The 19594-nt window shown below is 69.0% G+C and carries 20 protein-coding genes and 1 tRNA gene; 7 read left to right on the top strand and 14 right to left on the bottom strand.

Annotated features, from left to right (window positions below):
- Window positions 1-32: 32 nt before the first annotated feature.
- The 3 genes from ACZ6R6_RS04335 to htpX all read left to right on the top strand — a co-directional run bounded on the left by ACZ6R6_RS04335 (window position 33) and on the right by htpX (window position 4293).
- Window positions 33-1646, top strand: coding sequence for a complex I subunit 4 family protein (locus tag ACZ6R6_RS04335; RefSeq protein ID WP_470090091.1), 1614 nt, complete (start codon window positions 33-35; stop codon window positions 1644-1646).
- Window positions 1643-3367 carry an NADH-quinone oxidoreductase subunit N gene (locus ACZ6R6_RS04330; RefSeq protein WP_470090089.1) on the top strand — a complete coding sequence of 575 codons (1725 nt, stop codon included), beginning with the start codon at window positions 1643-1645 and terminating at the stop codon, window positions 3365-3367. The genes ACZ6R6_RS04335 and ACZ6R6_RS04330 overlap by 4 nt, the downstream gene beginning before the upstream one ends.
- 74 nt (window positions 3368-3441) lie before the next feature.
- Window positions 3442-4293, top strand: coding sequence for a zinc metalloprotease HtpX (gene htpX / locus ACZ6R6_RS04325; RefSeq protein ID WP_470090087.1), 852 nt, complete (start codon window positions 3442-3444; stop codon window positions 4291-4293).
- Window positions 4294-4299: 6 nt separating this feature from the next.
- Here htpX and ACZ6R6_RS04320 read toward each other — a convergent pair whose 3' ends face one another.
- The 4 genes from ACZ6R6_RS04320 to ACZ6R6_RS04305 all read right to left on the bottom strand — a co-directional run bounded on the left by ACZ6R6_RS04320 (window position 4300) and on the right by ACZ6R6_RS04305 (window position 8202).
- The gene (locus tag ACZ6R6_RS04320; RefSeq protein WP_470090085.1) at window positions 4300-5217 is read right to left on the bottom strand and encodes a WD40 repeat domain-containing protein; all 918 of its coding nucleotides are present in this window, start codon (window positions 5215-5217) and stop codon (window positions 4300-4302) included.
- Window positions 5218-5440: 223 nt separating this feature from the next.
- Complete coding sequence (locus tag ACZ6R6_RS04315) at window positions 5441-6016, bottom strand: pyridoxamine 5'-phosphate oxidase family protein (RefSeq protein ID WP_470090083.1); 576 nt, start codon at window positions 6014-6016, stop codon at window positions 5441-5443.
- Window positions 6017-6037: 21 nt separating this feature from the next.
- Window positions 6038-7042: a hypothetical protein gene (locus tag ACZ6R6_RS04310; protein WP_470090081.1), complete on the bottom strand. Its 1005-nt coding sequence runs from the start codon at window positions 7040-7042 to the stop codon at window positions 6038-6040.
- A gap of 665 nt (window positions 7043-7707) precedes the next feature.
- Entirely contained in the window at window positions 7708-8202 is a 495-nt protein-coding gene (locus tag ACZ6R6_RS04305) for a YajQ family cyclic di-GMP-binding protein (RefSeq protein WP_470090080.1), read from the bottom strand.
- 386 nt (window positions 8203-8588) lie between these two features.
- On the opposite strand from ACZ6R6_RS04305, the gene ACZ6R6_RS04300 reads away from it, so the two are divergent.
- A tRNA-Tyr gene (locus ACZ6R6_RS04300) sits at window positions 8589-8670 on the top strand.
- 121 nt (window positions 8671-8791) lie between these two features.
- On the opposite strand, the gene ACZ6R6_RS04295 is transcribed toward ACZ6R6_RS04300, so the two are convergent.
- From ACZ6R6_RS04295 to ACZ6R6_RS04255, 9 genes are all read right to left on the bottom strand, one after another.
- Entirely contained in the window at window positions 8792-10177 is a 1386-nt protein-coding gene (locus tag ACZ6R6_RS04295) for a tyrosine-type recombinase/integrase (protein WP_470090079.1), read from the bottom strand.
- Window positions 10177-10395 (bottom strand): helix-turn-helix transcriptional regulator, encoded by a 219-nt coding sequence (locus ACZ6R6_RS04290; RefSeq protein ID WP_355577878.1) that lies wholly within the window; start codon window positions 10393-10395, stop codon window positions 10177-10179. Before ACZ6R6_RS04290 ends, ACZ6R6_RS04295 begins: the two co-directional genes overlap by 1 nt.
- A complete protein-coding gene (locus tag ACZ6R6_RS04285; RefSeq protein ID WP_470090078.1) occupies window positions 10367-11797 on the bottom strand; it encodes a replication initiator in 1431 nt (476 codons plus the stop codon). The genes ACZ6R6_RS04290 and ACZ6R6_RS04285 overlap by 29 nt, the downstream gene beginning before the upstream one ends.
- A 217-nt stretch (window positions 11798-12014) precedes the next feature.
- Window positions 12015-12140, bottom strand: coding sequence for a hypothetical protein (locus ACZ6R6_RS04280; RefSeq protein WP_470090077.1), 126 nt, complete (start codon window positions 12138-12140; stop codon window positions 12015-12017).
- Entirely contained in the window at window positions 12137-12283 is a 147-nt protein-coding gene (locus tag ACZ6R6_RS04275; RefSeq protein WP_470090076.1) for a hypothetical protein, read from the bottom strand. The genes ACZ6R6_RS04280 and ACZ6R6_RS04275 overlap by 4 nt, the downstream gene beginning before the upstream one ends.
- A complete protein-coding gene (locus ACZ6R6_RS04270; protein WP_364104746.1) occupies window positions 12280-12693 on the bottom strand; it encodes a hypothetical protein in 414 nt (137 codons plus the stop codon). Before ACZ6R6_RS04270 ends, ACZ6R6_RS04275 begins: the two co-directional genes overlap by 4 nt.
- A 20-nt stretch (window positions 12694-12713) precedes the next feature.
- Window positions 12714-13385, bottom strand: a complete 672-nt coding sequence (locus ACZ6R6_RS04265) for a DUF2637 domain-containing protein (RefSeq protein ID WP_470090075.1) — start codon at window positions 13383-13385, stop codon at window positions 12714-12716.
- A gap of 87 nt (window positions 13386-13472) precedes the next feature.
- Window positions 13473-14810 carry an FtsK/SpoIIIE domain-containing protein gene (locus ACZ6R6_RS04260; protein WP_470090074.1) on the bottom strand — a complete coding sequence of 446 codons (1338 nt, stop codon included), beginning with the start codon at window positions 14808-14810 and terminating at the stop codon, window positions 13473-13475.
- A gap of 94 nt (window positions 14811-14904) precedes the next feature.
- Window positions 14905-15234 carry an SCO3933 family regulatory protein gene (locus tag ACZ6R6_RS04255; RefSeq protein ID WP_355577891.1) on the bottom strand — a complete coding sequence of 110 codons (330 nt, stop codon included), beginning with the start codon at window positions 15232-15234 and terminating at the stop codon, window positions 14905-14907.
- 136 nt (window positions 15235-15370) lie between these two features.
- Here ACZ6R6_RS04255 and ACZ6R6_RS04250 point away from each other — a divergent pair, with 136 nt between their 5' ends.
- The 3 genes from ACZ6R6_RS04250 to ACZ6R6_RS04240 are packed head-to-tail and all read left to right on the top strand — an operon-like array spanning window position 15371 to window position 17400.
- Complete coding sequence (locus tag ACZ6R6_RS04250) at window positions 15371-16213, top strand: GntR family transcriptional regulator (RefSeq protein WP_355577893.1); 843 nt, start codon at window positions 15371-15373, stop codon at window positions 16211-16213.
- The gene (locus tag ACZ6R6_RS04245; protein ID WP_470090073.1) at window positions 16210-16896 is read left to right on the top strand and encodes an HAD family hydrolase; all 687 of its coding nucleotides are present in this window, start codon (window positions 16210-16212) and stop codon (window positions 16894-16896) included. Before ACZ6R6_RS04250 ends, ACZ6R6_RS04245 begins: the two co-directional genes overlap by 4 nt.
- 9 nt (window positions 16897-16905) lie before the next feature.
- A complete protein-coding gene (locus ACZ6R6_RS04240) occupies window positions 16906-17400 on the top strand; it encodes a YxiG-like protein (RefSeq protein WP_470090072.1) in 495 nt (164 codons plus the stop codon).
- A 122-nt stretch (window positions 17401-17522) separates the two neighbouring features.
- On the opposite strand, the gene ACZ6R6_RS04235 is transcribed toward ACZ6R6_RS04240, so the two are convergent.
- On the bottom strand, window positions 17523-19304 hold the full coding sequence (locus tag ACZ6R6_RS04235) for an IS481 family transposase (RefSeq protein WP_470090471.1): 1782 nt from the start codon (window positions 19302-19304) through the stop codon (window positions 17523-17525).
- Window positions 19305-19594: the final 290 nt, after the last annotated feature.

Genomic DNA, 19594 nt, shown 5'->3' with positions numbered 1-19594 from the left:
TTGGGCCTGGTCCTGGGTGAGGTGGCCGGAGCATGAACTGGGTGCTGATCGCGCTTCTCGGGGTGCCGCTGGCCGGGGCCGCCGTGCTGCTCGCACCGTCCAGGACGGACGTCGCGGCCGGCAGACGGCTGCTCCGGGTGCACGCCCTGGCCGTGACCGGCGTCACGTTCGCGCTGTCCGTGGTGCTGGCCGCCGCCTTCGACTACGGCGGAGCGGCCCGGGTGCAGTTCTCGACGGACCTGGCCTGGGTCCCGGGGCTGGACCTCAGGTTCCATCTCGGCGTGGACGGGATCTCACTGCCGCTGGTGGTGCTGACCACGCTGCTGACCTTCCTCTGCTCCGTCTACCTGTGCTGGGGCCGGGCCGACGGGCCCGGCCAGCTGCTGCGGTCCACGGCCGGCGGCAACCGGCCCCGGGCCCTGGTGTTCACGCTGCTCGTCCTCGAAGTGGGCATGGTCGGCACGTTCCTCGCGCTCGACCTGCTGCTGTTCTTCGTGTTCTTCGAGGTCGTCCTCATCCCGATGTATTTCCTGATCGCCGTCTGGGGCGGACGCGCCCGGCGGGCGGCGGCGATCAAGTTCATCCTCTACACACTGCTCGGCTCCGTCGTGCTGCTCCTCGGCCTGCTCCTCATCTGGGCGCAGACCGGCACCCTGGACATGGTCGCTCTGGCCCGCGCCCGGGGGACCGGGATGTCCTCCTCGGCGCAGGTCCTCGCCTTCGTCGCCGTCGGCCTCGGGCTCGCGGTCAAGACCCCGATGTGGCCGCTGCACACCTGGCTGCCCGACGCCCACACCGAGGCGCCCACCGTCGGCTCGGTGCTCCTCGCGGGTGTCCTGCTCAAGATGGGCACCTACGGCTTCGCCCGCATCGCCATCCCGGTCCTGCCCGACGGCGCCGCCGCCGTGGCGCCCTGGCTCGGCGCCTTCGCGGTGATCGGCATCGTCTACGGCTCCCTCGCCTGCCTCGCCCAGCGCGACCTCAAGCGGATGATCGCCTACTCCTCCATCGGTCACATGGGCTTCGTCCTGCTGGGCTTCGCCACGCTCACCCCCGTCGGCTTCAACGGCGCCCTGTTCGGCAACATCGCCCACGGCCTGATCACCGCCCTGCTGTTCTTCGTCGCCGGTGCGATCAAGGACCGCTACGGCACCGCCGACATGCCCTCACTCGGTGGCGGCATGCTGTCGAGCCTGCCGCGTCTCGGCTCCCTGCTGACCTTCGCCAGTGTCGCCTCCCTCGGACTGCCCGGCCTGGCGGGCTTCTGGGGCGAGATGCTGGCCCTCCTCGGCGCCTTCGAGCCGGCCACGGGCCTGTCCCGCCCGCTCTACCTGACCTTCATGGCCGTCGGAGGTCTCGGGACCGTCCTGACCGCCGCCTACTTCCTGGTCATGCTCTCCCGCGTCACCCACGGCCGGTCCGTCGAGACCGTCCATGCCCCGGTGCTCGCCGCCGTGGGCGGGGGAGGCGGCGGCCGGCCGGAGAGCGCGCCGGGCGCCGGGGGCGCGCGCCGGCGAGACGTCGCCGGTTACGAGCTGGCCGCCTGGGTGCCGCTGGTCGTGCTCATCCTGCTGTTCGGCCTCTGGCCGAAGGCGCTCCTCCTCGTCACCGACCCGGTGGCCCAGACCCTCCTGGGGGCGCCGTGATCCAGTCGATCGACTACTACGCGGTCGCGCCACTGCTGGTCCTCGCCTTCACCGCCGGACTCGTGCTGCTCCTCGACGCCTTCCTGCCTCGCAGGCCGTACGTGCGCCCCGCGCTCGGCGGGGTCACCCTGGCCGGGGTGCTGGGCGCCCTGGGCGTGGTGGTCTCGCAGGCCGTACGGGGCGGCGATCCGATGCGGACCTTCTGCGTGCCTCCCGGACTCCCCGGCCCCGCCGGCGCGGGCCTCGGTGCGCTGGGCCCCGGAACGTCCGGATCGGGGCCGGCCGGTGCGGGCGGCGCCGCCCCGGCGCCGTGCTCGTTCGTGGTCGACGACTTCACGCTGATCTTCGCGGGGCTCGCGCTGGCCGCCGGGGTCGTCGTGGTGCTGCTGTCGATGGCCGAGCTCTCCTCCGGTGACATCCCCGTCGGCGAGTGGCACTTCCTGCTGCTGTGCACGCTGGCCGGCGCGGTCGCCCTGCCCGCCTCCCGAGACCTGGTCATGCTCGTGGTCGCGCTGGAGCTGGTCTCGCTGCCGGTCTTCGCGCTCACCGCCCTCAGACGCTACGACGGCCGGAGCTCGGAGGCGGCGGTCAAGCTCTTCCTGGTCTCCGTGGTCTCCACGGCGGTGATGCTCTTCGGCGTCTCCCTGCTCTACGGCATGACCGGGACCGTCTACCTCGACCGGCTCGCCCAGGCGCTGCGCGGGCCCATCACGGGTCCTGCGGGTCCGGGGACGCAGCCGGCGGCCTCCGGGGCCTACGCCGCCACCCTGCCGATCGCCTACGACCTGCCGCCGGTGCTCACCGTGGCCGTGGTCCTGGTGCTCGCCGGGTTCGCCTTCAAGGTCGCGGCGGTCCCGTTCCACGCGTGGGCGGGCGACGTCTACCAGGGGGCCCCGGTCCCGGTCGCGGCCCTGCTGTCGGTGATCTCGAAGGCCGCCGGGTTCGCCGGGCTGATCCTCATCCTGGTCGCCGGACTGAGAGCGCAGATCACTGTCTGGGCTCCGCTGGTCGCGATCATCGCCGCGCTGACCATGACCGTCGGCAATCTCCTGGCCCTGCGCCAGCACCATGCCGTACGTCTGCTCGCCTGGTCCTCGGTCGCCCAGTCCGGCTACATCCTCGCCCCACTCGGGGTCCGTGACGACGAGGCGATGAGCGCCTCGGTTGCCTACCTCGTCTTCTACGCGGCGATGAATCTCGGGGCCTTCGCGGTGGTCATGCTGGTCTCGCGGCGCGGTGCCCGGGGCGAGCTGGACGACTACCGGGGCCTGGTGTTCCGCAACCCGGCGGCGGGGCTGGCCCTGGCCTTCTTCCTGATCTGCCTGGCGGGTCTGCCGCCGGGGCTGGCCGGGCTGTTCGCCAAGATCGTGGTGTTCCGGGAGATCGTCGACGGAGGCGGAGCCTGGCTGGCGGTGGTGATGGCCGTCAACACGGTCATCGGGCTCTACTACTACGTCGCCTGGGCCGCGCGGATCTTCACCCCCGTTCCGGTGACCGAGACCACCGGTGTCTCCGCCGCGGCGGGCGCCGGTGTGACGGAGGGCGGCTCCGCCGCGGCGGGTGGCGGCGCCGGTGGTGAGGTCCCCGCGGTGGGCGGCCGTGCCCGATGGGTGCCGGTGGGGGTGGCGATCGCGCTGGCAGGGGCCGTCGCGGTGGTGTTCTCGATCGCCCCGCAGGTGGTGCTCGACCTCCTGCCGGAGATGTTCGTCACTCCCGGCTGACCGCTTTCGGGAACGTTCGGCCTGGCCGGAGACGTTGGCACTGGTGAATCAGCATCAACCGAAAGGGGGGTGCAGTGCACCACAACGGTCTGCGTACCGCGGTCCTTCTCGGCGCACTGTCCGCGGTGATCATCGCGGTGGGGGCGTGGCTGGGGGGCGGCGTCGGCGTGCAGATCGCGGTTCTGATCGCGCTGGTGACCAACGGCGTCGCCTATTTCTTCTCCGACCGGATCGCTCTGTCCGCCATGCGCGCCCGACCGGTGGGCGAGGTCGAGCAGCCGGCTCTCTATCGGATCGTGCGCGAGCTGTCCACCGAGGCCCGCCAGCCCATGCCCAGGCTGTACGTCTCGCCGACCATGCAGCCCAACGCCTTCGCGACCGGCCGTAACCCTCGCAACGCCGCGGTGTGCGTGACCTACGGCATCACCCAGCTTCTCGACGAGCGCGAGCTGCGAGGTGTCATAGGGCACGAGCTGTCCCACGTCTACAACCGGGACATCCTGGTCTCCTCCGTGGCCGGCGCGCTGGCCACCATGATCACTTATCTGGGCTACGTCGGCCTGTTCTTCGGCGGCGGAGACGACGACGAGGGCCCCGGTTTCATCGGCGCCCTGCTCATGATGGTGCTCGGTCCGGTCGCCGCCGGGATGATCCAGATGGCCATCTCCCGATCCCGTGAATATCAGGCCGACGAGTCCGGCGCCCGGTTGACCGGTGACCCGCTGGCCCTCGCCTCGGCGCTGAGGAAGATCGAGATGGGCACCCGGCAGCTGCCGCTCCCGGAGAACGGCCGGATAGCCTCCGCCTCGCACCTCATGATCGCCAACCCTTTCCGGGGGGCCGGACTGGGCCGGTTGTTCTCCACTCACCCGTCCACCGCCGAGCGCGTCGCCCGGCTGGAGCGGATGGCCGGCTACCGCCGTTGACGCCGATCACGGGCTGAGCCCGGCGACGATCGGGTTGTGGACCGAGTCGGGCACGGCGAAGGTGTCCACCGTCTGGAGGTGCCCCGTCCCCTGGTCCAGCCGATACCAGGTGTAGACGGTGTCGGTCCTCTTCTCGCCCCTGCGGGCGACCGTCTGCAGGTCGAGGTGGCCGGAGCCGCCCCAGCGGAGCCGGGTGGGGATCTGCCCGGCGGGCAGGGCGATCGGCTGCCCGTCGGCCCGGCCCGCGGCCATGTCCCACAGGCTGATGGCCGAGTCGTCGTCGGTGAAGTGGGCGACGGTCGCGCCGTCCGGGCTGAGCGCGCCCCCCACGGGGACACGTCCCCGCTCGGCCAGGGTGGACGTCACGTAGATCCCCGCCCTGAACTCGTCGTCCACGGCGAGCATGAGTCCGGCGTCGGAGCTGAAGCTCCACGGCCGCAGTCCCGGCGGCACCACCGAGCTCTCCCCGCTGTAGGCGTCGAGCACCCTGTCGTCGCGCCCGCTGCCCAGTACGACGTAACGTCCGGCCGGGGCGAGGTCGATCCGCGTGGAGCGCAGCTTGCGCGACCACTGCATCCCGGGGACCTCGCGCACCTGGCCGGTGGACATGTTCCGGATGACGAGCGCCCGGTCTCCTCGCCGGAAATAAGCGACATATTCCCCGTCCGGTGACAGAGCCAGCGGCGCCCGCTGCTTACCCGCCTTCGACGCGAACACCCGGGCGTCGGTGAGTTTGATCACCTGGCCGCTCCATGTCCAGAGAGTCCAGGGGGCGCAGACGCAGCCGGCCAGCCCCGCATAGCGGACCGAGGCCCCTCCCGCCTCCGGCTCCGCCCTCGCCCGCGCAGGGGCCTCCGCTCTCATGGCCACGGTGAGTACGGCCAGCACGGCGACGAGAACGGCCGGTCGGCGGAGCAGGCTCATCGAGGCCCCCTGAGCTCATCGACAGGGGGACATCACTTACCGGCCACTGTACGCGCCACCTACCGGCCGCTGTAGGCGCCGCGACGGGCCTGCCACCGGTGCGGCCGCCGGTGTCACGGGGTCGCCATGCGGAGAGGGAGCGCTGTGAGGCCGCCGACGGGGTGGGTGGACGGACGGAGCGTGAGCGCCGAGACCACGGAAGGGCATGTGGCGAGAGCGGGTTTCAGGAATGCTGGACGGCCGGATCGGTCTCCTCCGGAGACAGGCCGGGGATGCCGTCGATGCTCTCGCGGTTGTTCTTCGCGCGGTAGGCGCGCTTCTGCTGGACCTCCTTGCGCTGCGCCCACTCGTCCAGCAGGGGCCGGTCCTTCTCGAAGGACATGAACGGCACCGAGAAGCCGCAGGAGTCGGAGATGCGGTCGCAGTCGACGACGATGATCGACCGGACGCCGGGGTGCGGGCCGAAGCTCTTGATCAGCTCGGGGAAGTCAGGGTCTTCCGGAACGACGACCCGGCCGGTGCCGTACAGGCGGAGGATGTTGGGGGGACCCGAGAAGGCGCAGAACATGACCGTGACGCGGCCGTTCTGGCGGAGGTGGGCGATGGTCTCCACGCCGCTGCCGTCCAGGTCCAGATAGGCCACCGTGGTGTCGTCGAGGACCGCGAAGGTGTCGGCGTATCCCTTGGGGGAGACGTTGACGTGTCCGCCCTGCTCGGGAGCGGTCGCTACAAAATAGACCGGCTGCGCTCCGATGAACGCGCGCAGCCGATCGTTAATTTTGTCATGAATTTTCCCCATAAGGGGAAGATAGTTCCTTGTTCATTCGCCGGGTAGCCACCAGGTCCACGGGTCGCTCCTGACCCTGAAGGAGTCGAGCTTGCGCGTGGCCCCGGTCTCGGCGTTCACCGTCCGCTTCACCGCGGAGATGACGGTGCCCTCCTCGTCGCCGGTGCTGGTCCAGAGCGTCAGGGTGCCGGCCGCGTCCCAGTAGAGGCGCTGCGCGCTCTCGCCCTTGGGCGTGCCCAGCGGGACCGGGTCGGAGACGGTGTCCGAGGACAGGTCGTAGGTGCGCAGCCGCACCTTGCCCGAACCGCCGGTGATGATCAGTGTGACGGTGGTCCCGTCATCGGCCAGCGCGATCGGCGCGTTGTTGGACACGATCTGGGGGACGACCTGGCTTGAGGTCTCACGCCCCTCGGCGTCGAAGACCGCGAACTCGGTGATGTTGTCATCGGTGAACCGGCCGGTCAGCAGGTGCTGCCCGTCGGGGCTGAAGCTCATCACGCTGTTCTTCGACGGCAGCTCGACCACCTTGCCGGTCTTCAGGTTGGCGACCAGGCTGGGCAGCTTCTCGGCGTCGTCGAAATAGTCGACCACGGCGATCGAGCCGTCGGGGGAGAGCGTGGTGTCCACTTCGCCCTGGCCGATGCCCTTGGGCAGCTTGGCCGCCCGGCCGGGGAGCGGACGGACCTTCCCGCTGTTCACATCGCGGACGACGAGCTTGTCGCCCCTGATGTAGTTCACGGAGCGGCCGTCACCGCTGACCGCGAACAGGGCGCTGGACTCCTTGTCCACCTTGCCGCCGGCCCGCTTGGGGTTGACCCGCGCGTCGGTCAGCTTGATGGTCTTCCCGCTGCGCATGGCCAGCGTCCAGTTGCCACAGGGGATCTTGTAGTCCTTCTTGGGCTTGGGGCAGGCCTTGATCCAGGCGTACCGGACGGAATCGTCGGATGCGGCTCCCGTCCTCGCATCCGCCGGAGTTGTGATCATCGAGGCGGCCGCTGCCGCGATCGCCAGGACGGCGAATCCGCGTGAGGGTCTCATCGGCGTTCCTTTCGTCACCTCGGTAGATGCGGCTCAGGTGCGAAAGGTTGCGTCACGAATCAGACACGTTCCCCATGGCGTGCTCCGGGCCGCCGTTACGGGGGAGCCACGTCTGATCACCGATGATCCGTGAGCCGGCCGCCGCCATCGTGATCTGCGGAATGTCGGTGATCACGGTGCTGGGCCGCTGGGAGCCGCACCGCCGGGCGCCGCCGTACCCGGCTGTGCCCGGTGCCCCGCCGCCCGTTGTGCCCCGCCGCTGTCCACCCGCTGGGAGGGGCGGGGCGTCGGACCGCCCACTTCTTCGTAGGCCGGCCTCACCGGGACGGATGCCGCACGCCGGCCTCACCTGGGCGGGCGTCACACATGGCCTCAACCGGTTGGATGTCGCACACCGGCCTCAACGGAGCAGGCGCCGCACATGACCTCACCGGGACGGATGCCGCACGTCGGCCTTAACCGGCCGGGAGTCGCATGGCCCCGGCGCCGGCGCATTCGGGCACGGGACCCGCTCCGCATAGTCTTCCGCACCGCCGCCTGCGGGCTCCGCCGGGGAGCGGCCGGGGCACAGGCGGAGACATGCGTCGCCGGCCGTGTGCCCCGGATGTGCCTCTTGCGCCGAGCTTGACCCTGAAGCTGCAGGTCAGGGCCTCGATCGCCCGTCTCTAGCGGTAGTTCGTGAACTGCAGGGCGATCTCCAGGTCCTTGCCCTTGAGCAGGGCGATGACCTCCTGCAGCTCGTCTCTCTTCTTGGAGCTCACCCGCAGCTCCTCACCCTGGATCTGGGCCTTGACCCCCTTGGGCCCCTCATCCCGGATGATCTTCGAGATCTTCTTGGCGTGCTCCTGGTCGATGCCCTCCTTGAGGGTGACCACCAGGCGGTACTCCTTGCCGGACAGCTTGGGCTCGTCCGCGTCCAGAATCTTGAGCGAGAGCCCACGCCTGATCAGTTTGTCCTTGAACACGTCAAGGACGGCGTTGGCGCGCTCCTCGCTGTTGGCCCTGATCTCGACAGCCTTCTGGCCGCCCGACCAGGCGATGGACGCGCCGGTGCCCTTGAAGTCGAATCGTTGCCCGACCTCCTTGACCGTCTGGTTCAGCGCGTTGTCGGCCTCCTGATGGTCGATCTTGCTGACGATGTCAAAACTGCTGTCGGCCATGCGTCGACTATCCTTTCTAGCTCTCATGCCGACCCTAGCGCTTCGCTTATCGGCTCATGATGAACGTGACCGTCAACGCTCAGATGACGGTGTCGATGGAGCCTCTACGGCCGGTGCCGGCCCCTGCCCCCGCGCGGCACGACGCTCACCCTCACCTCCCGGGAAGCCATCCGCCCCACCCGGGCGACGGGCACCCCCACCCCGGAGCCTCCAGCCCTCCCCAGCTCCCCGTCAGCCCTTCCACCCCCGTAGCTGCCCGCCAGATGCAGGCGCAAGCCTCAGAAGTACAGGTACGGCAGCCCGTCGACAGGCGGTCTCCGCCGATGTCACGTCACGCCCGGAAGTCCGCTATTCTTCTTCCTGTCGCCGCCTCAAGCGGATGACGCGGCAGGTTGCCCGAGTGGTCAAAGGGAGCGGTCTGTAAAACCGTCGGCTCAGCCTACGCAGGTTCAAGTCCTGCACCTGCCACACCAGCAGAAAGAGCCCCGTCACCAGCGGAAACGCAGTGACGGGGCTCTTCTCGTATGTCCGGCTGTTCATGGTCGTCAACGGCGCACTACGGGTGCCCGCGTCGTATGCGCGTCGGCGATCAGTCGGGGTTTTGTGAGGGGCTCAGGGCTTCGGCGATCAGCTTCCGGGCGAGGTCGTCTTGGCCGACGATGCACTTGGCGTAGACCCGTAGAAGCACGTTCACGCTGTGCCCCGCCCACTTGGCGACCTGGGGAGCCGGGACGCCGGCGTTGAGCCATGTGGAGACGCAGGCGTGTCGCAGGTCGTACGGCCGCGCCGCGAGCGGCGAGGCAGCCTCTACTTTGCTCAGCGCTGCCGTACGGGCCTTCTGCCAGACACGACCGTAGACGCTTTCCGAGAGCGGGCCACCACGCTCCCCGATGAACAGGTGCCCGTCCGGGCTCACCCCGTATTCGGCGAGGTGGTCTCGGAGAATGGCCACCAGGGGCGGTGGGATCGGCACCGGCCGGACTGCCTTGCGCGCCCGATGCTTGAGCTCGCGTGACTCCCGACGTTTCCCGTTGCCCGTCCAGTCGGCCCCCACCGCCGGCGCGGAACCGCCGAGACAGAACCATCCCCACTCATCGCCGTTCTCGGCCCCGGGAAGGTCGATTTCATCAGCGGTCAGGTCTACGGCTTCCGCAGGGCGCAGGGCCGAGTAGTACATGACCGCGAAGAACGCCGTCAGTTGATCCATCGTTTTTTCAACTGAGGTCAACAGCGCCGCGGCTTGCTGCGGGTTGACCACGCGGCGGGGAGAGACTTCCTCGGCAACCTTCGGGGTCTTCCATTTCACGCTGATCAGTGGGTTGCTGGTCAAGAGCTTCGCCGGGCTCACCGCGTAGTCCAGGATGTTGTAGAAGACCGCACGTTTGCGGGCGATCGTGGTCCCCGACGCGGTCTTTCCCGTCAGGGTTCTGGAGATGCCTTTCAGCGTTCCCAGCACCACGGCCTCATCGGCAAGCGCGGACACGGGAACCGTGTTCCTTTCCAGCCAGGCAACCGCACGGGCGATCTCCGCTGGCATGTTCCCGGTGGTGCGCCGCGGCTTATGAGCGGCCCACTTGGCCACGGCCTGGCGGATCTCCTTCTTAGGTGGACTGCCGGCCCCGTTGGCGAGGAGGGAAAGCGTGGCAGTGGCAAGCGCGTCAGCGATCGAGCGGCGCGTGTTCGGGGCCGCATCGTCCCAGCGATGATCAACGTAGTCGCACATCAGCGTCCACCACGTGACCGCCTGACCTCGCTTCCCGGCGTGCTCGGCGGGTCGCCCGGTGGCCAGGTCGAACGCTTTGCCCTTCCGAAGCGCGGTGAGCAGTTCAGCGCGGAAGCTTTCGGCGAGTGCTCGCGTCGTGAACGTCTCCCGCCACGGCTTTTCGGCGGTGAGCCAGCGGACGGTGTAGGTGTTCCCGCCCTTGTTCTTGTTGGTAAGCACATGCCATACACGCACGTCATAGGTGGTGTTCATCAGGCGGCGTCCTCTCGGGAGGCAAGCCAGCGCTCGTACTCGGCGCGGCGGATGCGCAGGCTGCCGTTGGGCAGGGTGATGCACTTGGGGGCACGGCGCTTGGCGCGCCAGTCGTAGAAGGTGGAGCGGGAGATTTCGAGTTCGGCGCAGAACTCGGCAACGGTGAGAGGCTTGGTTCCACCGACAGCCTCAGGAGTGCGGTAGAGCTTGTGATCCATGTGGGATCCCACCTCCTTCCCGGTCATGTGGCGTGGTTGGCGGTGGGGCGAGACTGGCGGCGAGTGCGGATTCACCGGCCGTGTAGCCCTGGCCCGCGTACTTCCAGTTCGCGAGGACGAGCGTGGCGGCGGGGTCGTACGGCAGCCGCCCGAGGTCGCGGGCCTGGCGATACTCCAGGCGGACGCGGCGCAGAGCGGTCAGGGTGGTGGAGTAGGCCCGGCTCTTGGTCGAGAAGTGGCCGCGGAAGCCGAGCATGTGCGCCCACTGCCGAAGCCGGAGCGGCGCGAGGTCGGGATGGGCTTCAGCATTGCCGAGCTCCCACGCCGTACGGATCAGCTGGGCAGCGTGCTCGGTGGCACCGTGCTGTTCGAGCCGGGCAAGGTCGGAGCGCTTGATCCGCCGGTCCAGGGTGCCGGAGGTCTCGGCGGCCTTGGTGGCGTACTTGGCGACGTAGCCGGCCACCGCCGCCTCGGAGAGCGCGGACCCGTCCGGGCCGGTCGATGCGATCGGCCGCACGTCGACCGCGCCCCAGCACAGATCCCGAGAGGTCTCGCCGTCCGGGTCGGGGACGTCGAGACGTACGGCCTTTGCTGCGGACTCGATGGTCTCGGAGAGCAGTTCCACGGTCGCCCAGGCCGGTGGTGCGTCGATTCCGCTTTCCGGAGCGCGGCCGTCGAGGCGGACCACCGCGTGGAAGTGGATGATCCCACGAGCTTGGTACTCGGCGACCTTGGCGAAGGACAGCCGGATCTGTCGGCTGAACTCGGCACGGGTGAGCCCGGCCGCCATGCCCAGGTGCCGCCGGAGGTAGATCCCGAAGCGGTGCCACAGCTTGCCCGCGTGGGCGTTCCACAGGACGTGGCCCACGTAGTCGTAGGTGTCGGGGTCGAGGGGTTGGCCGATGCGACGGTCCCCGGAGGCGTGCCGCTCGAAGCAGGCCGGCCCGGTGCGGCGGGGGTGGCAGACGTCGGCCTGGCCGTGCTTGTCGGGACCTCGATGGACCGGGCCGAAGCTCGGGGCTGTGAGGGTGGCCAGGACGCGCGGGTGCGTGCTCACGGTGGCCGGTACGCCCTTGTCCCCGCCGAGCAGGCCCGCGCGGATCAGGTGGAAGGTGTCGGCCCGGTAGGTCTCGGCGCAGGCCGGGCAGCGGGAGGCTCGCCGGTTGCCGCAGCGGACGAGCAACTGTCCGTGCGGCTCGCCGCCGGTGGAGTAGTGATGCAGGATCTCCCCGGTGCCCGAGTCGAGGGTGGAGACCTCGCCGGTCAGGCGGATCGGGTCGGAGCAGCCGCGCAGCCGGTCGACCAGGTGGAGCCAGCGGTTCAGGTCTCGGCCGGAGTGGTGGGTCAGGTCCCGGATGACCGGGCCGATCAGGTCGCTGATGTGGGCGGGTTGTTCGGTCACTTCCCCTCCTCTCCGGTGCCCCCGCAGCCGGGGCGGTCGACAGTGATCAACTGGTCGTTGTCTCGATGGGCCGGACGGACGCAGACGGATCCGTAGCCGTCGCAGTCCGCGCATGGTCGGTGGCGCATACTGGTGGTTCCTTTGCGAGCGAGCGAAGGGGACGCCCCACGGAGCGGCGGGCTGCCAGGCTTGAGCCGCCCCGTGGTGGCGTCGCCGATCAGGTGTCGATGCCGGTGCCGTCGCAGTCGAGGCAGGTGACTGCGATCTGGTAGGGACTGCTGTCGCTGTCGTCGTTGACCAGGCCGGTGCCGTTGCAGGTGCCGCAGGCGTAGGCGTGGATCACGGGGTGTCTCCTTCCTCAGAGCGGGGACAGGGGCAGCGGGTGTCGTAGGTGGTGTCGAGGCGATCGCAGTCAGTCGGGTCGCCGTCGAGCTCGCAGCCGTAGCGGGCGCAGCATCGGCAGAAGGGGCAGATCAGCCGGGTCATGGCGCGTCCCGTTCGGCGATGGCCCAGGCGGACCGGTCACCGCCGGCATGCCGGATAGCGGCCAGGACGTACGCGAGGTTGGTGGAATCCAGGCGGGTGATGGCCGGGCCGAGGTCGACAGGGTGGCCCGCGGCGATGCTGAGCACGATGCGCAGGATGGCCGCCTCGGAGTTGGAGCAGGGGAGCAGGCCGTTGCACAGCGCCGCGTGGAGGGTGTCCCAGGAGATGACGGCGAGCGGGATCCTGCTGTAGCTGGCCGGCGCGTACTCCACGGCCATACGGAGGAAGTCACTCCGGTACAGCCACGTGCCGTGGCAGATCAGCAGTTCTACGGCGGCTTCCAGCGCGTAGGAGCCACGCGCCCACGCGCGAGCAGCCTCTACCAGGTGCGGGAGGTTGGGAAGAGTCATGACGGGTCGGGTCCTTTCTGTCAGACGGGATCGGTGACGATCTGCCGCAGCAGGTCGGCGGCGAGATCGCCGGAGATGCCCATGCGGGTACGGAGCAGGTCCGCCGTGACGGGACGGCCGTGCTTGGCGCTGTGCTCGTCGGCCAGCCGCCGGGCGAAGGTGAGCAGGGCCGGAGACGGACCAGGCGGGTGGCCCGGAGAGCCCTCGGCGGCCTCGGGAGCGGGGACGGGAGCTGTGTCGATCTCGGGGACGGGTGCCGGGGCCGGGTCGACGACGACGGCCGGAGACGGAGGCCGGTGAGAAGCGCGGCGTTCCAGCATGGAGACCGCCACCAGGAAGGCCACCGCGGGCATCGCGGTGCAGATCCATCCCCAGACCGAGGTCTCGGCGCTGGCCAGGTTGGCGGCCAGAGTGAGTACGATGCCGCCGGCCAGCACGAGAGCGGGCCAGGAGATCGGCCCCCGTCGGGGGCGGCCGGTGCGCTTGTCGCGCTGGAGCTCGCGGGCGGCCATGACGCACATCAGGTCGATGCACACCGCGACCGCCCAGGACTGCCAGCCGTGCTGGCCGTGTTCGGCGGCCAGTTCGGAGATGTGAGTGAAGGACCCCACTGCCGCGATCACGGCCAGGACCACGATCGGCGCGGAGTCCAGCAGCGTGGAGCGGACGCGGCCAGGCTTGTGACCGGTCATCGCGATTCACCTCCTTCCGGATTCGGGCATGGGTCAGGTAGGGACATGGCGTGATCAGGGCTCACACCGGGCCGCGGGGAGGTGAGATCAGGCCGCGTGCAGGTCCCGCACGGTGTCACCGATGCGAGGAACCATGACCTCGGCCCACGACGGAGCCAGGTGGGCATGGTGGTGAGCGGCGTACTCGGCGGTAGCCTCGGAGACGTAGAAGGAGCGCGCCCGGTACCACTGGCCATCTTGTGAGGCGACGATGGCGACGCCGGGGGTTTCCGAGGGGATCGCTCGTGCCGACACCAGCGCGGCGGGGTCGAGGTCGCCGAGGGTCATGGTCGCGGTCTCCGGATCGTTGACCCGGTGGCAGATACGGCCGGAGCACTGGGCGCGCAGGGCGGTGACGCCGGGGCCGAGGTCGGAGCCGATCCGCTGGCCGCAGCAGAACAGATAGATCCCGAAGGCCCGCCCGAGCTGGGCGACCCGCAGCAGAGCTGTCGAGGTGCGGGCGATCTCGTCTTTCTCACTCTTGTCGGCCATCAGGTACAGCTCGGCCAGCTCGTCGACCAGGACTACGACGGGTACCGGCAGACTCTCGCCGTCCAGTTGCCAGATGTTGCGTGCTCCGGCCTCCCGGCACGTCTCCATGCGGTCGGTCATCAGATTCACCAGGTCGTCCAGCAGGGCCGCGCACTCGGCCCGCGTGGTGGCCAGGGCGGACAGCCGAGGCCGGTACGGGGTGAACTCCACGCCGCCCTTGAGGTCGAAGCCGACCAGTGCCACCGGTTGGGGCGCGAGGCCGACGATCAGGGCGTTGGCGAGGTTGGACTTGCCCGATTGGGTGGCGCCGGCGTTGAGCCAGTGCGGGACGGTACGGAAGTCGATCTCCCAGGGGTGACCGGTCTCCAGACGCCCCACTATGACCTTGAGCAGGTCGGGCGAAGGAGGTAGGTCGTCGATGCGCACCAGGGGATCGCGGACGGTCACGGCGAGCACCACCCGTCCCGGCCGGGGCGAGGAGACGCGAACCGCGTGCACGCCCCACGAGTGCGCCAGCTGTTCCGCCGCCGCGCTGTAGTCAGCGGGCACCTGGCCCTCCAGGGTGTGAACGGTGACCCGCCAGCCGTGCCGGGTTGGCAGCGGCAGCCACATCCACGGCTTGGTGTCCACCGCCACCCGCTGGAACTTGCGCTTGACCCGTACGGTGCCGGTGGAGGAGATCAGTCCGGGCACGGTGGTGAACCAGAACCGTTGACGCTTCTTGGTGAGCCCGCAGCCGAAGGCGACCTTGCGCCAGGTGGCGCGGACGGTGATCGCGGCGAGCGGATAGCCGACCACGTACCAGAACGAAGGCCGGTGCCACCTGCGCCAGCACAGAAACAGGGTGGTGACCGCAGCTATGACCAGGGCCGGCCAGAGCAGACGCTCGAACATAATGGGTGCTCTCCTTTCGTGAAGGCGAGAGGGAGGCCCCGGAGCGGGCGGTGCTGCCAGGCGAGCCCGCTCCAGGGGCGTCACATCCGGCCGGTCAGGCGGCCCGTGCCGCGGCCGGCCGGATCGTCTCGGCGCGGAAGCCGAGACCGGAACGGCCGTTCATCGACCAGAAGAACGCGGCCAGGCCGACCGGGACGACCTGCACGCCCTCGGGGATCTGCGGGAACGTCTCGCTGGGGAACGTCACCACGATCACCGGGTTGCGCCGGTCGTCGTTCGGCTTGGGCAGCAGCGGGATCGTGTAGAGCTCCCGCCCCTCCGCGTCCCTCTTGACCTCACCCGTAGCGCGGTCCACGATCTTGGGCTCGGGCTCGCCCGCGACAATGAACGCCAGGGCCGAGAGGTCGACGGGGATGTTGCGCATGTGGATCACTCCTTGAGTTGTCTAACCTGCCTAGCCAGGTTGGCCATGGCTCAATGTTGACCAGCATGGCTAGCCATGTCAAGCCTCTTGGATTAACTGGCCTAGGCGACCTAGGAGAACTAGACTGATTTGCGTGATGAGTCTCGACCCTGACGACCCGCGCCCGCCCTACCAGCAGGTGGCGAACGCCCTGCGTGCGGCGATCCTGACGAAGAAGTTCGAGCCGGGGGAGAAGCTGCCCTCAGGCACCGAACTCGCCAAGCAGTACGGCGTGGCGCGCATGACCGTTCAGCAGGCGATCCGCCTGCTACGGGACGAGGGCTTGATCGTGTCGCGTCAGGGGAGCGGAGTGTTCGTCCGGGAGCGCACCGAGCGCCCGGTGGAGCTCCGGCCGCACATCGAGCACGCTTTCGAGGCGACCAACGTCGCCATCGACTTCGCCGGCTTCTCCGGGGAGACGCTTCAGGGCATGCTCCAGGAGCCGCTGGACAAGATCCGCCTCGGACGGCTCACACCCGAGTCCATCAACATCCGCATCCTGGTCCCGGACATGGACCACCCGATGTCCCTGCCGTGCCGGGCCGAGGACCTCAGCGATGACCCGGTGATCCGGGCACGCGCCCACCGCATCCAGCAGCGCAGCACCCAGGCCATCGCCGACGCCGTCCACGAGCTGGCGGACCTCGGACTGGTGAAGTCCGCATCCGTCGAAGTCCGCATCCACCAGACGACCCCGGCGTTCAAGTTCTACGTGATCAACCGGGAACAGGTGTTCTTCGGCTTCTACCCGGTGGTCAAGCACACGGTCCGGATCAAGGGCGAGCCGCACGAGCTGTACGACGTCATGGGCAAGGACGCGGTGCTGTTCCACTACCAGGTGACCGAGGACGCGTCGTCGATGCAGTCGCAGTACGTCGCCCAGGTCCGCGCGTGGTTCGAGAGCATGTGGACCACCATCAGCCGGGAAGTCGAGCTGTGACCGAGGCACTGACGGAGATCTTCCGGCAGTCCCGCGCCGTGCTTCTCGACTTCGACGGACCGGTGTGCAGCGTCTTCGCCGGTCTGCCGGCGCCTGTGGTCGCGGCCCGGCTCAAGCAGCTGCTCCAGGACGAGGGGGCGGAGCTTCCCGAAGATGTCGCGGAGCTGGACGACCCGCTCAAGGTGCTGCGCCGTACGGCGGACTTCGCGCCGAGCCTGGTCGACAAGGTGGAGACCGCGTTCATGGCCTACGAGGTCGAGGCCGCAGGCTGCGCCGAGATCACGCCGGGGGTGCGGGAACTGCTCGAAGCCTGTGCTGAGACGGACCGGTCAGTGGTGATCGTGAGCAACAACTCCGGACCGGCGATCGAGACGTTTCTCGGTCTAGCCGATCTGAGGGAGCAGGTTGCCGGAGTCGTCGGCCGGCCGATCGGCAATCCCGCTGAGATGAAGCCGCACCCCGGATCGGTGCTCCGAGCCTGTGAGATGGTCGACGTGCCGCCGGGCGAAGCTGTGCTGATCGGAGATTCCGACTTCGACATGCAGGCCGCGGCCAACGCCGGAACCCGCAGCATCGCCTACGCCAACGAGCGAGGCAAAGAGATGAGTCTCGCCGAGGCCGGGGCCGATGCGGTGGTCCGGAGCATGCACGAGCTCGCAGTTGCCTTTACAGCAGTGGCGTAGGGAGCAGCTATGGATGTCGCGGATCTTCAAAACGCTCTGGACGATGTGTTCGACCAGGCGTTGATCTATCACGCGTACACCGACTACATGCGCGACTACGAGATGATCATCTATGTGACGACTGACCCACGGTCGGGGATTGCACCTGTCTACCTCCGCTATCTCTTCCGATTTTGCGTGGAGGCGCACGCGCGCACAGCGATCCTTCCAGAGCAGTGGAGGGAATCTCTCGATGATCGCCTTCTCGCTGATCCGAGGACGCATGATCTGGAGGGCTATACGTGGGGTGCGAGATGCCAGTGGCTCTACCCGGGCGCGGAGATCATCCCTAACTCCACACGAGCGAAGGAGTGGACGGAAGCCCTCGGCATCGACTTTCACGAGGTCCGGTTCGAGACCAATGACGGCCACAACACCATGCTGGTGTTCTCCGACCTACAGGTGACCGAGCTCTCGGCCGGCTATGCACCTTTCGTAGTGAAGGACGACACGAGCGCTACCTAACATGCGAAGCTCAAGCCAGTAGGCGACGTGGCAGGGATAGCCGATAGTGAGCGCCTACAGAGCTGTGTAAACCTTCAGTTGATGATTGACGGATCAGTCTCAGCTGATGCTTTCCACCAGGCCTAGATCCTGTAGTCGATATGGCCGCTCGCCCGCAGCCGGTTGACCTCCTTGATGATCGTGCGCGGATGCACCGACAGCTCCTCGCCCTCGAACAGCACCCGCAACCGGGCCGGTTCAAGGACGACAGTGACAACCTTGCCGCGGTGCACCTGGCCCACCTGGACCTTGCAGCCGGCCACCATGAGCGTGCCGTTGCCCGACACCACCCGCTCCACCGTCGGAAACCGGCCGACGACCGCGCCGTCGACGCCCTGAGCCAGGCGGGCGCCATGCAACCGGCCGCGCTGGGAAGGCGTCAACGGGCTCGGCCTGGTGCGCACCAGCACTCCATCGGCGATCACCCGGACCGTCCGCGCGTCGATGCGCAACGTCACCCGCTGACCGGCCAGCGGAACCCCGACGCTCAGCAGCCTGCCCGCCAGGCCCACGCACCCGGCGTTGTTGACCATCCGGTCGACCTCGACCACCGCATCAGCCGACAACGGTCCCGGCGGCACCGCCGCAGCCGGACACGGGCGCCCCGCACGTCCGCCGCCGGCCATCAGCCGCCCCAGATCAGCCCTGGACAACGTCACCGGATGCGTCTTGATCAGCTCCTCGCCGATGAACACGCACATGGTCGTGGTACTGGCCCAGACGGTGACCGTCTGCCCGGCCCGCGCCCTGCCCAGCCACACCTGCCGCCCGCACGCGGTCAGGTTGCCGCTGGCGGGCACGACGCGCTCGACCTCCACCGCCACCGGCGTCACCGACATCGCCTCGACGGCATCGGCCGCTCCGGCCCGCACCTGACGCGCGGCCGGGGCAGGCAGCGCGGCCAACTCCGCCGGAAGCCGCAACACCAGCACCGGCCCGCCGTCCTGCTCATCCCGGCCGGGGCGCACCACGAACCGGTCGGCCGGAACAGCCATCTCCAGCGCCTGATGCGGCCGCACCGTGTTGTAGTCGATCACCCACGCATCCAGCGCCTCCTGCGCCGCCTGCAGGCTGGAAAACGGCTCATGCGCGGCGAGGAACTCCTGGCGCACCGTCTTGTGCCAGCGCTCGACCTTGCCCGTCGTGGTCGGCGAGCGCACCTGGGTGGTGCGGGCGGTGATGCCGTTCTCCCGGCAGATCCGCTCGAACAGCACCTCACTGGCCCGGGGCTTGGTGAACCGCCCGGTGAACTGCTTGCCGTTATCGGTCAGCACCTCATCCGGCACCCCGAAAGCCCGCAACGCCGCCGCGAACGCCGCACACACCGCCCGGCCCGAGGCCCGCACCACCAACTGCGTGATCACGATGAACCGGGAATGGTCGTCGATGCCGCTGATCAGCTTCAGCTCCCGGCCGTCGGCCAGCATCACCGCCCCCATCACATCCAGCTGCCACAACTCCATCGGCGCCTCGCGTTCCCAGCGCACATACGACGACCTGGGGCGTCGCCGCTGCCCCGGCACGATCAGCGTGTTACGCACCAAGATCCGATACAGCGTGGTCAGCGACGGCACCGGCTCCACCCCGCGCCGGCCCAGCTCATGGGCCAGCCGGGCCGGCCCCCACCGTGGGTGCGAACGGCGCAGCTCACACACCGCGGCCTCCACCTCGGTGATCGTCTGATGCGGGCAGGCCTGCGGCCGATGCGACCGGTCCGCCAGCCCGGCCAGTCCTGCGCTCTGATACCGGCGCACCCACGCGTGCACCGACTGACGCGAGACCCCGTATCGCTGCGCGACCTCGGTCACCGGACAGCCCGCCTCTACTTCCAGCACAGCGCGATACCGCTGCTCCATGACGCTCAACTCCACCAGCGCCAACCCGGCCTCCCCGCGTGATCGTCAACAATCACCAGGAAGGCAGGTCAGCCGAAGGGGTGTAAAGCATCAACCGAAGCCGCACTGTCAAGCATCAACCGAAGTAGGACAAGCGCCTACAGAGCTGCATGGTTCAAATCTTCCCTACGTCATCAAGCCGCCGCCCGGTGGGCGGCGGGCGGTCGGCCGGAACCGGGCGGGCGTGCGGCCTCTTCGGGCCGGTCCCGCCCGACCGGCCCACCGCACATCGGACGCCAGGCAGAGAAGGGGGAGGAGAC

The sequence above is a fragment of the Streptosporangium sp. NPDC048886 genome (assembly GCF_055586905.1).
Note: the sequence above shows the minus strand (reverse complement) of the source record. Positions and strands in the feature narration are given on the sequence as shown.

Bases quoted from the DNA above. Each gene is read 5' to 3' on its own strand.
- ACZ6R6_RS04335 (WP_470090091.1), top strand. From the start codon at position 33: ATGAACTGGGTGCTGATCGCGCTTCTCGGGGTGCCGCTGGCCGGGGCC.
- ACZ6R6_RS04320 (WP_470090085.1), bottom strand. From the start codon at position 5,217: ATGAGCCTGCTCCGCCGACCGGCCGTTCTCGTCGCCGTGCTGGCCGTA.
- ACZ6R6_RS04315 (WP_470090083.1), bottom strand. From the start codon at position 6,016: ATGGGGAAAATTCATGACAAAATTAACGATCGGCTGCGCGCGTTCATC.
- ACZ6R6_RS04310 (WP_470090081.1), bottom strand. From the start codon at position 7,042: ATGAGACCCTCACGCGGATTCGCCGTCCTGGCGATCGCGGCAGCGGCC.
- ACZ6R6_RS04305 (WP_470090080.1), bottom strand. From the start codon at position 8,202: ATGGCCGACAGCAGTTTTGACATCGTCAGCAAGATCGACCATCAGGAG.
- ACZ6R6_RS04295 (WP_470090079.1), bottom strand. From the start codon at position 10,177: ATGAACACCACCTATGACGTGCGTGTATGGCATGTGCTTACCAACAAG.
- ACZ6R6_RS04290 (WP_355577878.1), bottom strand. From the start codon at position 10,395: ATGGATCACAAGCTCTACCGCACTCCTGAGGCTGTCGGTGGAACCAAG.
- ACZ6R6_RS04275 (WP_470090076.1), bottom strand. From the start codon at position 12,283: ATGACCCGGCTGATCTGCCCCTTCTGCCGATGCTGCGCCCGCTACGGC.
- ACZ6R6_RS04270 (WP_364104746.1), bottom strand. From the start codon at position 12,693: ATGACTCTTCCCAACCTCCCGCACCTGGTAGAGGCTGCTCGCGCGTGG.
- ACZ6R6_RS04265 (WP_470090075.1), bottom strand. From the start codon at position 13,385: ATGACCGGTCACAAGCCTGGCCGCGTCCGCTCCACGCTGCTGGACTCC.
- ACZ6R6_RS04260 (WP_470090074.1), bottom strand. From the start codon at position 14,810: ATGTTCGAGCGTCTGCTCTGGCCGGCCCTGGTCATAGCTGCGGTCACC.
- ACZ6R6_RS04255 (WP_355577891.1), bottom strand. From the start codon at position 15,234: ATGCGCAACATCCCCGTCGACCTCTCGGCCCTGGCGTTCATTGTCGCG.
- ACZ6R6_RS04250 (WP_355577893.1), top strand. From the start codon at position 15,371: ATGAGTCTCGACCCTGACGACCCGCGCCCGCCCTACCAGCAGGTGGCG.
- ACZ6R6_RS04240 (WP_470090072.1), top strand. From the start codon at position 16,906: ATGGATGTCGCGGATCTTCAAAACGCTCTGGACGATGTGTTCGACCAG.